The organism is Halarchaeum nitratireducens (assembly GCF_017874695.1).
Classification (GTDB): Archaea; Halobacteriota; Halobacteria; order Halobacteriales; family Halobacteriaceae; genus Halarchaeum; species Halarchaeum nitratireducens.
In genome coordinates this window covers 46164-59791 of the sequence record NZ_JAGIKY010000015.1, presented here as the reverse complement: position 1 = coordinate 59791, position 13628 = coordinate 46164, and the positions used below count along the sequence as shown (strand labels likewise).

The following is a 13628-nucleotide window of genomic DNA, read 5'->3' as shown; positions in this document are numbered from 1 at the left end:
AGCTGCACCGATCGGAATAGTGGGGACGGAGAGATGAGCGGCGGTAGAGACGGCGGCCGGATCGATCCGCGCGACCTGACGTCGCGGGGCTCGCGGCGTGACTTCCTCGCCGGGCTCGGTGCGGTCGGTGCCGCCGGCCTCGCGGGCTGTTCGAGCGACGCCGAGGACACGTCGTCCGACACCGCGACTGGCGACGGAACGACGACGTCGCAGAGCGGCTCGACGCTCACGGCGAACATCTCCCAGCGCCTCGGCACCATCGACCCCGCGAAGGGCACGGACTACGTGCAGGCGATGGCGCTCGTCAACCTCTACGACCCGCTCGTGTTCCCGGACAGCGAAGGGGAGATCCAGCCGCACCTCGCGAGCGACTGGTCGGTCTCAGAGGACGGCACGACGTACACGTTCACGCTCCGCGACGACGCCACCTTCCACAGCGGGAACCCGGTCAGCGCCGAGGACGTGAAGTTCACCGTCGAGCGCTTCATGGACCTCGGCCAGGGCTACTCCTCGCTCCTGACCGGCGTGCTCGCGCCGGAGAACATCACCGTCGAGGACGAGCGAACCATCACGTTCGAGCTCGACCGGCCGTACACGCCGTTCCTCTCCATCCTCGTCCTCGTCTTCGTTGTCGACGAGGAGCTCGTGATGAACAACCTCGAAGACGGTGACTACGGCGAGCGCGGCGACTACGGACAGGCGTTCATCAACGACAACGACGCCGGGTCCGGCGCGTACGCGCTCAAGGACTTCACGCGCGGCACTGGCATCACCTTCTCCAGGTACGACGACCACTTCGAGAGCTTCCCCGACGGGGCGTTCGAGACGGTGGACGTCGAGATCATCACCGAGAACTCGACCGTCCTCACCCGGATGAAGAACGGGACGCTGGACATGACCGGCCAGTATCAGAGCTCCCAGACGTACGGCGCCATCGAGGAGATGGACCACGCCCGCGTCGAGAAGATTCCGACGTTCGGCCTGCTCTACAACAAGATCAACACGCAGAAGCCGCCGACGGACGACCCGGCCGTCCGCGAGGCCATCGCGTGGGGCTTCGACTACGAGCAGGTCGTCGAGGATATCCGCCCCGACATGCAGAAAGCGCAGGGGCCGCTCCCACCGACGTGGGGCGCGCACAAGGAGGACGTCCTCCAGCCGTCCTACGACCCCGAGCGCGCGAAGCGGGTGCTCGAGGACGCCGGCTACACCGAGGGCGACATCACGATCACGAACACGTTCACGTCCTCCTACGCCTTCCAGGAGCGCATCGCGCTCCTCTTCAAGGACAACATGGCGGACATCGGTATCGACGTCGAGTTGAACCCGCAGACGTGGGGGACGATCACCGAGCTCGCGACGACGCCGGAGAAGACGCCCCACACCAGTCAGGTGTTCTACGTCCCGACGTACCCCTCGGCAGACTCGATGTTCTACAACCAGTTCCACTCGGAGGCCGCGAACACGTGGATGAGCATGGAGCACCTCGACAACGAGCAGGTGAATTCGCTCATCGAGGAGGCGCGCCGGACGCCGAACCGCGAGGAGCGCGTCGAAATCTACGGGGAGCTCCAGAGCGTTCTCGCTGAGCTCTACTGTGACATGCACCTCTACCACACGGTGAAGACCATCGGTTTCCAGAACGACGTCGAGGGGCTCACGCTCCGCCCGGCACAGGGCTTCGAGTACACCTTCCGTGACCTCCACGCGACCGAATGATCGACCCGAAGCAGGTCGCACAACGTCTCTCGGGGATGGTCGTCAGCCTGCTCGGGCTGTCCGTCCTCATCTTCGTCATCTCGCGCGTCCTCCCGGGGAACCCCGCACGGATGGCGCTCGGCGCGATGGCGAGCGAGGAGCAGGTCCAGCGCCTCGCCGCCGAGATGGGGCTGAACGAACCCCTGCCCCTCCAGTACGCCGACTACATGCGCCGCCTGCTCGTCGGCGACCTCGGGCAGAGCCTCCAGACGAAGAACCCCGTCGTGCAGGACCTCATGTTCAAGCTCCCGGCGACGCTCGAACTCATCACCGTCGCGTTCGCGCTCATGGTGGGTCTCGGCGTGCCGCTCGGCGTGCTCGCCGCCGTCAACCACGGCAGACGCCTCGACAACCTCACGCGCGTGTTCGCGTTCTCGACGGTGAGCGTGCCGAGCTTCTTCATCGGCATCCTCTTCCAGCTCGCCTTCGGCTACTTCCTCCAGTGGTTCCCGATCACGGGCCGCGTCTCCTCGGCGGCCGCCGCCGAGTTCACGCGCGTCACGGGCTTCTACCTGCTCGACACCCTGCTCGCCGGCGCGTTCGCGGCACACGTCGACGTCTGGGGTCACCTGCTGCTACCCGCGCTCGCGCTGTCGTTCAGCGGGATGGGGCAGGTCATCCGCATCACGCGCTCGAGCATGATCGACGTCGAGGGCAAGGACTACATCGTGGCCTCGCGCGGCTTCGGACTGCCGTCGTGGATGGTGACGCACAAGTACACGCTGAAGAACGCGTTCGTGCCGACGCTGACGATCCTCGGACTCCAGTACGCGTGGCTCCTCAGCGGCGCGTTCATCATCGAAATCGTCTACTCGTGGCCGGGCGTCGCGAAGTACGGCGTCCAGTCCGTCCTCACCTCGGACGTGAACGCCGTCGTCGGCGTGACGATGCTCATCGGCGTCGCGTTCGTCACCGTGAACTTCCTCGTCGACGTCGTCATGGCTGTCCTCGACCCCCGCATCGACCTCACGGGTGATACGACATGAGCACTGACACCGACCACTCACACGCCCTCGACCGGCTTGTTTCCCCGGCGAGACGCGAACTCTGGTACCGGTCGTATCGCCGCTTCGCGAACCAGCCGATGAGCATGGTCGGGCTCGGCATCGTCACCGTCGTCGTGCTCGCCGCTGTCTTCGCGCCGTACGTCGCGCCCTACCCGGCACAGGTCGGCTCCTTCACCGACTTCGCGAACGCCTACCAGCCCCCGACGGTCGCTCACCCGTTCGGGACGGACAGCGCCGGCCGCGACATCCTCACGCGCGTCATCTACGGCTACCGCATCTCGCTGCTACTCGTCGCGGTCGTGCTCGGAATCGGCGTCCCCGTCGGCGTGCTCCTCGGCCTCGTCGCCGGCTACACCGGCGGCTGGGTCGACACGGTGATCATGCGCGTGACGGACACCTTCCTCGCGCTCCCGCCGCTCGTGCTCGCGCTCGCCATCGCGTCGGCGTTCGAGCCGACGCTCGAAGTCGCGATGTTCGCGGTCGCGTCGCTCTGGTGGACGTGGTACGCCCGCCTCGCGCGCGGACTCGCGGCTGGCCAACGCGACGAGGAGTACGTGCAGGCCGCGGAGCTCGCGGGCGCGGGCACGCCCCACGTGCTCTTTCGCGAGATACTCCCGAACTGCCTCTCGCCGATCCTCGTGAAGGTGACGCTGGACGCCGGCATCGTCATCCTCACGGGCGCGTCGCTCTCGTTCATCGGGCTCGGCGTCCAGCCGCCACAGCCCGGTCTCGGGACGATGGTCGCGAACGGGACGCAGTACCTGCCGGGCAAATGGTGGATCAGCGTCTTCCCCGGGTTCGCCATCTTCGTCCTCGTGATCGGGTTCAACATGCTCGGGGACGGCTTGCGTGACCTCTTCGACGTGGAGGTGGAACAGTGAGCGACGACGCCCTCCTCGACGTCAGCGGCCTCTCCGTGGGCTTCGAGGGGCTCGACGGCTACGCGGACGTCGTCGGCGACGTCGACCTCCGCGTCGAGCACGGCGAAGTCGTGACGATAGTCGGTGAAACCGGCTGCGGGAAGTCGGTGACGACGAAGGCCATCACCGGCCTGCTCGACGAGCCGCCCGCGCACGTCGAGGGCGACGTCGAGTTCGACGGGATGGACTTACGCGAGCTCTCCGAGGCGGAGCGCGAGGACCTGAACGGCGACCGCCTCGGGATGGTCTCGCAGAACCCGCTCTCGAGTCTGAACCCCGTCTTCACCGTCGGTGAGCAGCTCACGGACACCGCGCAGTTCGGTGGGAGCGACGACGCGGGGCTGCTCTCCTACCTCCGCCGGCGGCACTCGGGCTCGGAGCGGGCGGCGGCGCGTGAGCGCGTTCTCGAGATGCTCCGCGAGGTGCAGATGCCCGACCCGGAGGCCGTCATCGACAGCTATCCGTCGGAGCTCTCCGGCGGGATGCGCCAGCGTGCGCTCATCGCGCAGGCGCTCCTCAACGAGCCGGACCTCCTCATCGCCGACGAGCCCGGTTCCGCGCTCGACGTCACCGTCCACGACAGAATCCTCTCGCTCCTCACGGACGTCATCGCCGAGCGCGACATGAGCGTCCTGATGATCACGCACAACCTCGGCGTCGCGCGCCAGATCAGCGACCGGATATACATCATGTACGGCGGCCGCATCGTCGAGTCGGCGCCGACAGAGGAGATATTCACCGAGGCCCGCCATCCGTACACGCAGGGCCTCATCGCGTCCATCCCCCGGCTCTCCGGCGAGCCGATGGCGGGCGGAATCGACGGCTCGGTGCCCGAGTACACCGACCCGCCCTCGGGGTGTCGCTTCCACCCGCGCTGTCCGTACGCGGACGACGACTGCCGGAGCGCGGCGCCGCCGCGTACCGACTTCGGTGAGGAAGCGCACGCGGTCTGCGTGCGCCACGTCGACGGCGGCCCGACGCCGACGATCGCGGAGACGAAGCGCCGACTGATGGCGGACGACGAGCGCGCGGAGTCGGAGGTGGAGCGATGAGCGCGCCCGTCCTCGAAGTGAAGAACCTGAAGAAGCACTTCGCGTCGGACGGCTGGCTCACGGACGAGCCGCCGGCGAAGGCGGTCGACGGCGTCTCGTTCAGCATCGACGAGGGCGAGACGCTCGCGCTCATCGGCGAGTCCGGGAGCGGGAAGTCGACGGTCGCGGAGACCATCATCGACATCCACGAGACCACGGACGGCCTCATCCGCTATCAGGGCGAGGACATCACGAACCCGATCCGCCGGCAGGTGGAGACGATTCGCTCGGAGATCCAGCTCGTCTTCCAGGACCCGACGTCGTGTCTGAACCCGCGGCGGACGATTCGGAAGACGCTGCTCGTCCCGCTGAAGGCGACGGGCGTCCCGCGCGAGGAGCGCGAGGCACGCGTGAGCGAGATGCTCGAGCGCGTCGGCCTCACGGACGAGTATCTCCACAAGTACCCCCACGAGCTGAGCGGCGGCCAGAAGCAGCGCGTGAACATCGCGCGAGCGCTCGCCGTCGAGCCACAGCTCCTGTTGCTCGACGAGCCGACGAGCGCGCTCGACGTCTCGGTGCAGGCGAAGATCGTCGACCTGCTCGCGGACCTCCAAGCGGAACTCGGCCTCACCTACCTCTTCATCACGCACGACCTCTCGCTCGTCCGGAACTTCGCGGACGAGACGGCCGTGATGTACCTCGGAGAGATCCAGGAGCAAGGGCCGACGGCGGAGCTCTTCGAGTCCCCACGCCACCCCTACACGCGCGCGCTCCTCTCCTCGATTCCGGTGACGTCGGCGGCCGACGAAGCGTACAGACCCGAGAGCGAACCGCTGCGCGGCGAGGTGCCGAGCCCACGGGACGTCCCGTCGGGCTGTCGCCTCCACCCGCGCTGTCCACACGCCACCGAGGACTGCTCGATGCGCCAGCCAGACACACGACACGTGAACGACGTAGCGGTCAACTGCATCGCGTACGACGACGACACCGACGGCTTCGACGCGCTGCTCGACGCCGCGACCACCACGCCGGGGGACGCGTCGTGAGCGTCGACCTGGTCGTCGTCGGCGGGACGCTCGCGACGGTGGACGGCCGCCGCGACGCGGGGTTCGCGGTCGACGACGGAACCATCGTCGCGGTCGGTGACCCGGACCGACTCCCGGCGGCCGAGCGGACGCTCGACGTCGACGGCCGCCTCGTCATGCCGGGCGTCGTCGACCCGCACGTCCACGTCGACGGCTTCAACTCCATCGACAGCTACGAGACGGGGACGGCCGCCGCGGCGCGCGGTGGCGTCACCACCGTCATCAACTTCGCGTGGCAGACGTGGACGGGCGAGCGCGAGTACGGCGCGGACGGCTCCGTCTGGGCGGACGAGGGGTCGCTACTCGACGCCATCGAGCGCCAGAAGCGCAAGGCCGACGGCGCGTACGTCGATTACGGCCTCCACGCGACCGTGACGGCCGAGGACGAGTCCGTGTTCGAGGAGTTCGATGCCCTCATCGAGGCCGGCGTCCCGACGGTCAAGTTCTTCACCGCCTACGACATCGGCGTCTCGAACGGCTTCCTCCGGCTCGCGTTCGAGGAGCTCGCCGACCGCGACGCGGTCGCCGTCCTCCACACCGAGGACGCCGCCGTCTGCGAGGCCCTCACGGAAGAGCGGCGCCGCGAGGGGCGGGGCGACCCGGTGGACTACCCGGGCGCGCGCCCCGACTACGCGGAGGCGATGGCGCTCGCGGACGCGGTCACGCTCGCCGACGCGACCGGCTGCAAGTACTACGGCATCCACACGTCCTCGCGCGCGGCCGCGGCGGAGCTCGCGGCCGTCCGAGAGGACGGCAGTCAGTTCCGTGGGGAGACCTGCACGCACTACGCGACGCTCACCGAGGACGCGTACGCCGAGCGGGGGACGCTCGCGCTCCAGTCGCCGCCGCTTCGACGCGCCGACGACGTCGACGCGATGTTCGAGTACCTCCGCGAGGGGACGCTCGACGTCGTCTCGACGGACCACGTCGCCTCGACGCGCGAGGAGAAGACCGTCGATGACTGGTGGGAGTGCTCGTTCGGCGTGAACGGCCTCCAGACGAGCCTCCCGGTCTTCCACGACGAGGCCGTCAACGAGCGCGGGCACTCCTACGGGTTTCTCGTGCGCGCGATGTGCGCGAAGCCGGCGGCGACGTTCGGCCTCCCGAAGAAGGGTCGGCTCGCCGTCGGCGCGGACGCGGACTTCGTCGTCTTCGACCCCGACGAGTCGTACACCATCACGGCCGAGGAGAACGCCTCGAAGGCAGATTACTCGATCTACGAGGGCCGCGAGGTCACCGGGCGCGTGACGGCGACGTACGTTCGGGGCGAACGCGTCGCCGACGAGTCCGGCGTCACGGTCGACCCCGGCTACGGCGAGTTCCGCGCACGGGACGTCCCGGAGTGGGGCGCGCGGGGAGGGAACACGTGAACGTCGAGAGCGCCGTCGACGGCGACGCGCTCCGGCGCGACGTGGAGCGAACCGCCGCGTTCGGTGCGGTCGAGTCCGAGGCGGGACGCGGCCGAACGGCGCTCCCCGCGGACGCGGCGAACGCGCAGGCGCGCGACTACTTCGTCGAGCGACTGGAGGCCGCCGGCCTCGACGTGCGCGTGGACGCCGTCGGGAACATCGCGGGGCGCTGGACACCGCCGAGCGCGGACCCGGACGCTGCGCCCGTCGCCGCCGGCAGCCACCTCGACTCGGTGCCGCGCGGCGGCGTCTTCGACGGCGTCCTCGGCGTCTACGCCGCCCTCGAGGCCGTGCGCTCGCTCCAGCGCCGCGCGGTCGCACCGTCGCGACCACTCGACGTCGTCTGCTTCACGGGCGAGGAGGGAACGCGCTTCGCGGACGGCGTCCTCGGCTCGACGGTCGCGAGCGGGAAGCGCGGCGTCGAGGAGACGCTCGCGCTCTCGGACGGTGACGTCACGCTCGACGCGGCGCTCTCGGAGGCCGGCTACCGGGGGACCGGCCGACTCGACGCGGGCGCGTGGGACTCGTGGCTCGAGCTCCACATCGAGCAGACCACGCGCCTCCGCGACGCGGGCGTGCCGCTCGGCGTCGTCACCGACATCACGGGGACGGCGCGCTGCCACGTCACCATCGAGGGCGAGGCCGACCACTCGGGGACGACGGGGATGGGCGAGCGCCGAGACGCGCTCGCGGCGGCGAGCGAGCTCGTACTCGCGGTCGAGGAGCGTGCGACGGACGCCGCCGCGGACGGGAGCGGCACCGCCGTCGGCACCGTCGGCCGCCTCGACGTCGAGCCGAACACCGTCAACGTCGTCCCCGGTGCGGTCTCGCTCCGCCTCGACCTCCGGTCGGTCGAGCGCCCGGAGATACGGACGCAGCTCGACGCCGTGAAGCGCGCACTCGAGGACATCGAAGCCGAGCGCGGCGTCGGGACGACGTTCGACTGCGACTACGACGTCCCGCCGACCTCGCTCTCCGAACGCTGCCGGCGGACCGTCGCGGACGCGGCGCGCGCACGCGGCATCGAGACGGCGGCCGTCCACTCCGGCGCCGGCCACGACACGATGCAGGTCGCCGACGTCACGGACGCGGCGCTCCTGTTCGTCGCGTCCGAGAACGGCCACTCGCACTCGCCGAGGGAGCGCGCGGACTGGGCGGACTGCACCACCGCGACGGCCGTCCTCACAGACGCGCTCGCGGACCTCGCAACGACCACTGATCACTGAGACAACACAATGTTAGAGATAGAGATAGACGACACGACGTTGACAGCCGAACTGCACGAAGACCGAGCCCCGGAGTCCGTCGCCGCGGTCCGGGAGTTCCTCCCGCTGGAGTCGGAGCTGATGCACGTCCGCTGGAGCGGAATTGCGACGTGGATCAACATCGACGAGATCGAGCTGCCAGAGATTCCACGGGAGAACCACACGGTCTACCCCTCGCGGGGCGACCTCCTGCTCTACCCGGGCTACCGGAACGAACAGGAGATCCTCGTCCCTTGCGGGCCGACCTGTTTCAAGAGCCCGGCCGGGGAACTCGCCGGCAACCACTTCGCGACCATCGACGCCACCCCCAAGGAGCTGAAGGCCATCGAGGAGCGTACCCTCCGCGACGGCATGCTCGAGGTCACAATTCGGGAGGTGGAGGGATGACGGACGTGGTCGTCCTGCGGCAGAAGATCCACGGGCTCGATCCGGCGGATTACGCCGAGGCGATCCGCGAGCGCCTCCCCGAGGCGGACGTTGCGCTCGCGGGCACGCCGAGCGAGGAGCGCGAGCTCCTGATGGAGGCGACGGTGGCGACCGGCTTCCGGATCGACCCGGACGTCGTCGCGGCGTCCGACAGCCTCGACCTCTTCGTCTGCACGTTCGCCGGTACCGACCACCTCCCCCTCGACGCGCTGGAGGAGGCGGGCGTGACGGTCGCGAACGCCTCGGGCGTGCACGGGCCGAACATCGCCGAGCAGGTGCTGGGGTACGTCCTCGCGGACGTCCGGAACCTCCGTCGGGGGTGGGCTCAACACGAGCGCGGCGAGTGGAACCACTATCAGGGCGGGGAACTCGCGGGCTCGACCGCGACGGTCGTCGGGATGGGCCCCATCGGCGAGACGATCATCGACCGCTTCGGGGCCTTCGACGTCGAGACGATCGGCGTGCGCTACACGCCCGCGAAGGGCGGGAACGCAGACGACGTCATCGGTTTCGAGGAGACGGCGCTGCTCGACGCCTTCGCGCGCAGCGACTACCTCGTGCTCGCCTGCCCGCTCACCGACACCACCGAGGGGCTCGTGGACGAGGAGGCCTTCCTCACGCTCCCGACGGACGCGATGGTCGTCAACGTCGCGCGCGGGCCCGTCATCGACACGGACGCGCTCGTGAGCGCGCTGCGCGGCAACGACATCCGGAGCGCCGCCCTCGACGTCACCGACCCCGAACCCCTCCCCGCTGACCACCCCCTCTGGACGCTCGAAAACTGCCTCGTCACGCCGCATAACGCCGGACACACCCCCGAGTACTGGAACCGCTGCGCCGACATCCTCCTCGACGCCGCGAGCGACACCGCGCTCGCGGACGACTGACCAGCCACGCGGGTGGCCTCGGCGTCAGTCTGACGGACAGGCGTGACAGACGTCACACGATCGCCAAGATGTCGGAGGTGATCTATGGTTCCGCTTATTCTACAGATTACTGGACGTACCCTCGCATAAGGGAAAATTTTATGCACTTCCTTTGAATTGTAGTCGATGAAGGTTGACACACAATGACTACGGAATCCGCACGGACCAAACCGCTGCTCGCGATCGTCGGGGCGGCGGTGGCGTTGCTTGCGCTCGGATACGCAGTGATCATGCTCCCGGTGAGCGGGATGAAGGTAGTCGACTCGACGACGGCGCTCGCGGTCGTCGGTGTCCTGTTCATCCTCAGCGGTATCTGGGTGTTCAGAAACGCCCGGAGCACGGAATGAACGAGCGTGTCGATAGCCCATGCCAGCAATAGAACTCGACGGCCTCACGTTCCAGTACCGGGGCGAGAGCGAACCCGCAATCGACGACGTCTCGCTCACCGTCGAGCGCGGGGAGTTCCTCGGTATCGCCGGTGAGACCGGAGTGGGAAAGACGACGCTGCTCAAGTCGATCTGTGGCATCATTCCCTTCCAGGAGGCTGGAACGCGTGAGGGGTCCGTCGTCGTCGACAGCAAGCGCGTCATCGACGCCGAGTCGGTCGATCAGCTCGCCCCGACGGTCTCGATGATCCTGCAGAACCCGGAGAGCCAGCTGTTCAACCTCCGCGTGTTCGACGAGATCATCTGGGGGCCCGAGAACCTCGAGATGGACCGCGAGGAGATCGTCCGCCGCGGTGAGGAGGCCATGGAGTTGTTCGGGTTGGAGGGGTTCGGTGACCGAATCACGTACAACCTCTCCGGGGGGGAGAAACAGAAGGTCGCGATTGCGTCAGTCTACGCGATGAACCCGGACATCATCCTGCTCGACGAGCCGACGAGTCAGCTCGACCCTATCGGGACCGAAATGGTCTTCGACGCGATCGACCGACTCGTCGATGAGGGTGTGACCATCGTCATGGTCGAGCACAAGATCGAGGAGCTCGCGGAGTACGCCGATCGCATCGCCCTGCTCGAGGACGGGTCGGTGACACGTCTCGACGAGACGCGCTCGTTCTTCACCGATACGACCGTCGAGCACGCCAGACCCCAGGTCACGCAGCTCGGAATGCAGTTGAACGAGACCGGCGTCGCGGACGTCGATGTCCCGCTGACGCAGGACGAAGCGGTCGTCGAGTACGACGCGCTACTCGGAGAGCCATGAGCGACTCACGACCGATAATCGAAATCGACAGTGTCGAGTTCGGATACGACCCCGGAACGACGGTCCTGCGAGGCGTCGACCTCACATTCGACCGCGGCGAGTTCGTCACGGTCATCGGGCAGAACGGCTCGGGGAAGTCGACGCTCGTGAAACACCTCACCGGACTGCTCGAACCGGATGAGGGGTCGGTGACGCTGTACGACGGGACGGGCGAGTCGTACGATACGCGGCGGGACTCGATAACCGATCTCTCCGCACACATCGGCTACGTCTTTCAGAATCCCGACGACCAGATCTTCCACACGCGAATCGACGAGGAGATCGAGTACGGACTGAAGAACATCGGCGTGCCACCCGACGAGCGCGAGGAGCGGATCGAATCGGTACTCGAAGCCACGCAGCTCGAGGAACACCGATACGGGAATCCGTTCAGTCTCAGTATCGGGGAACGCCAGCGCCTCGCGATCGCGTCGGTCTTGGCGATGGAACCCGACGTGATCTGCGTCGACGAGCCGACGACCGGACAGGACCACGCGGAAGCGCGGAAGATCATGGACATCCTCCAAGACTACAACGACCGCGGGCACACCGTCGTCGCGGTGACGCACGACATGGGTCTCGCCGCCGAATACACCGACCGCGTCGTCGTCGTGAAGGACGGTGATGTCATCGATGATGGTCCGCCCGAAGAAGTGTTCCTCCGCGGAGAGGTCTTAGAGGAGTCGAACATTCGCCCACCACAGATTACGCAGGTCGGCATTCAACTCGAGGAGGAATCACCGGCGGACGTCCTCGAGGAGATGTGGCTCACCGTGGAGGACGCCTACGACGATATCGAGTCGTTTCACCGCCGAGAGCCGGCACCGACGGGAGTAGCGGAGCGGGGACTCGGTTCGGTCGACGACTAGGCGACGACGCCCTCTCCACGATCGTATACAATCAACCATATCGACTCTAATTTAGACATTCATCGCTATATTCACCAGATCTGCTACCATATGAGGTTATCTAGATCGTATTAGTATCCAAAACCCTTAATTGACTCGCGTCGAAAAGGCGTGTTGTGAGACGGTTTCAATGAGCGAAATGAGCACCACGACTGACGCCGTACATCGAGAACAGAACACCGCGCCGGGACCGCTTCCAGATCGGCTGTTCGGCCAGATGCCGGACTGGAACTACATGCTTTGGCCGAAGTCGACTCAGGTCATCATGTCCTCGTTGTTCTTGGCACTGGGACTGATCGTCTCCCTCCAGGTCGCCGAGCGGCTCGACACGATCATGTTCGGCGGCGTCGCCCCGATATGGGGGACGATCCTCTTCACGCCATGGCTGATAGCAGCTGGTATCTTCTATGGACTGACCGGGGGGCTGATCGTCGCGAACATCAATCCGATCGTCTCGAACCTCACCGCGTCTAGCCCGCTCGCGCCGCTGTTCTTCCCGGCGAACACCCTCTACGCGGTGACGATCGCCCTCTTCGCGTGGTACTTCAAGACGCCCGGCGAGGGGCTGCGGTTCCGCGAGGTGTTCGTCGCGAACGCGATCGCCGGCCTCCTCAATGTCGTTCCGTACATCCTCTACCAGACGATCGTCCTCAAGCTCCCGCTCCGCGTGAGTCTCGGGATCGAGACCATCCAGTTCGTCGCGTTTATCTTGAGCCTCGGCATCGCGTACCCCTTCTGTAAGAAACTCCTCGAGGCCGGCGTAGTCCAAGTCAGGTAGTCGATCGATGAAATCGTTATTCCTCTTCTCGGATCAGGACTCGTTCCTGCATCGTCTCGATCCACGGCCGAAGTTCCTCGTCGTCATCGCTACCCTCACGTACGTCATGCTGTTCGAGCAGCCAGCCTACATGTTCGCGGCGCTCGGCATCATCGTCGCGCTCATCTGGGGGCTGGGTGGTCTCTCCCCGGCGAAGTACTGGCGTGTCCTCCTATTCCTCGTGCCGATGATCGTCGTCGTCTCGCTCATCCAATCGCTGACGTACCATCCGCCCGGGACGACCTATCTCGCCATGGTCGGCCCATTCCGGGTCGCGACGGACGGCCTCGTCCGCGGCGCAGGTGTCGGCGGCCGACTCGGGACCATGGCTCTGTCGTTCATGCTGTTCTCCATGACGACGACGCCGAAGGAAGTCGGGCTGGCACTCAACAGGACCGGCGTCCCGTACAAGTACGCGTATCTGGCGACGATGGGACTCCGTTTCCTCCCACTCATGCAGGAGGACCTGAGCCGACTGCAGAACGCGCGCGCGGCGCGCGGCGACCCGAACGTCGGGTCCCGGAACGTCTTCCGGCGGATAATAAGCCTCCAGAAGTCGCTCTTCCCGTTGGCCGCGACGTCGCTCCGGCAGAGCAACGAGATCGCGACCGCGCTCGAGCTTCGCGGATACGGCGCCAGTGAGAACCGGACGACTGTCGACCGTCTGACCATCGCATCGTACGACTACGCCGTCACTGCCCTCGCGATCGTGAGTATCGCTGCGATCGTCTACGCACGGTTCGCTCTGCATCTCGGGACGCTGGCGAGCTGACACTCCCTCCCAGCAGCTTCGCCGCGGTAGGGCGCGGACGGGCGAAACCGGACTGTGGC

The 13628-nt window shown here is 67.0% G+C and carries 14 protein-coding genes; all 14 read left to right on the top strand.

The genetic code is table 11. The annotated features are described in order from the left end of the window. Positions 1–33: 33 nt before the first annotated feature. The 14 genes from J2754_RS13765 (at position 34) to J2754_RS13700 (ending at position 13569) form a co-directional block, all read left to right on the top strand. The gene (locus J2754_RS13765) at positions 34–1719 is read left to right on the top strand and encodes an ABC transporter substrate-binding protein (RefSeq protein ID WP_211087769.1); all 1686 of its coding nucleotides are present in this window, start codon (positions 34–36) and stop codon (positions 1717–1719) included. Then, the gene (locus tag J2754_RS13760; protein WP_211087768.1) at positions 1716–2744 is read left to right on the top strand and encodes an ABC transporter permease; all 1029 of its coding nucleotides are present in this window, start codon (positions 1716–1718) and stop codon (positions 2742–2744) included. Before J2754_RS13765 ends, J2754_RS13760 begins: the two co-directional genes overlap by 4 nt. Further along, positions 2741–3646: an ABC transporter permease gene (locus J2754_RS13755; protein WP_188879091.1), complete on the top strand. Its 906-nt coding sequence runs from the start codon at positions 2741–2743 to the stop codon at positions 3644–3646. Before J2754_RS13760 ends, J2754_RS13755 begins: the two co-directional genes overlap by 4 nt. Then, entirely contained in the window at positions 3643–4737 is a 1095-nt protein-coding gene (locus J2754_RS16665; protein WP_211087767.1) for an ABC transporter ATP-binding protein, read from the top strand. The genes J2754_RS13755 and J2754_RS16665 overlap by 4 nt, the downstream gene beginning before the upstream one ends. After that, positions 4734–5762, top strand: coding sequence for an ABC transporter ATP-binding protein (locus J2754_RS13745; protein WP_211087766.1), 1029 nt, complete (start codon positions 4734–4736; stop codon positions 5760–5762). Before J2754_RS16665 ends, J2754_RS13745 begins: the two co-directional genes overlap by 4 nt. Further along, positions 5759–7171 (top strand): dihydroorotase, encoded by a 1413-nt coding sequence (locus tag J2754_RS13740; RefSeq protein WP_342590129.1) that lies wholly within the window; start codon positions 5759–5761, stop codon positions 7169–7171. The genes J2754_RS13745 and J2754_RS13740 overlap by 4 nt, the downstream gene beginning before the upstream one ends. Beyond that, positions 7168–8436 carry a M20 family metallo-hydrolase gene (locus J2754_RS13735; RefSeq protein ID WP_211087765.1) on the top strand — a complete coding sequence of 423 codons (1269 nt, stop codon included), beginning with the start codon at positions 7168–7170 and terminating at the stop codon, positions 8434–8436. The genes J2754_RS13740 and J2754_RS13735 overlap by 4 nt, the downstream gene beginning before the upstream one ends. 9 nt (positions 8437–8445) lie before the next feature. Beyond that, the gene (locus tag J2754_RS13730) at positions 8446–8862 is read left to right on the top strand and encodes a DUF3830 family protein (RefSeq protein ID WP_188879099.1); all 417 of its coding nucleotides are present in this window, start codon (positions 8446–8448) and stop codon (positions 8860–8862) included. Then, positions 8859–9788 (top strand): D-2-hydroxyacid dehydrogenase, encoded by a 930-nt coding sequence (locus J2754_RS13725; protein WP_211087764.1) that lies wholly within the window; start codon positions 8859–8861, stop codon positions 9786–9788. The genes J2754_RS13730 and J2754_RS13725 overlap by 4 nt, the downstream gene beginning before the upstream one ends. Before the next feature lie 182 nt (positions 9789–9970). Further along, on the top strand, positions 9971–10174 hold the full coding sequence (locus J2754_RS13720; RefSeq protein WP_188879102.1) for a hypothetical protein: 204 nt from the start codon (positions 9971–9973) through the stop codon (positions 10172–10174). Between the two features lie 19 nt (positions 10175–10193). Continuing rightward, positions 10194–11033, top strand: coding sequence for an energy-coupling factor ABC transporter ATP-binding protein (locus J2754_RS13715; protein ID WP_188879103.1), 840 nt, complete (start codon positions 10194–10196; stop codon positions 11031–11033). Further along, positions 11030–11941, top strand: a complete 912-nt coding sequence (locus J2754_RS13710; protein ID WP_188879105.1) for an energy-coupling factor ABC transporter ATP-binding protein — start codon at positions 11030–11032, stop codon at positions 11939–11941. The genes J2754_RS13715 and J2754_RS13710 overlap by 4 nt, the downstream gene beginning before the upstream one ends. 178 nt (positions 11942–12119) lie before the next feature. Continuing rightward, complete coding sequence (locus J2754_RS13705) at positions 12120–12758, top strand: hypothetical protein (protein ID WP_211087763.1); 639 nt, start codon at positions 12120–12122, stop codon at positions 12756–12758. 7 nt (positions 12759–12765) lie between these two features. Then, positions 12766–13569, top strand: coding sequence for an energy-coupling factor transporter transmembrane component T family protein (locus J2754_RS13700; RefSeq protein WP_188879108.1), 804 nt, complete (start codon positions 12766–12768; stop codon positions 13567–13569). The last annotated feature ends 59 nt before the right edge of the window (positions 13570–13628 follow it).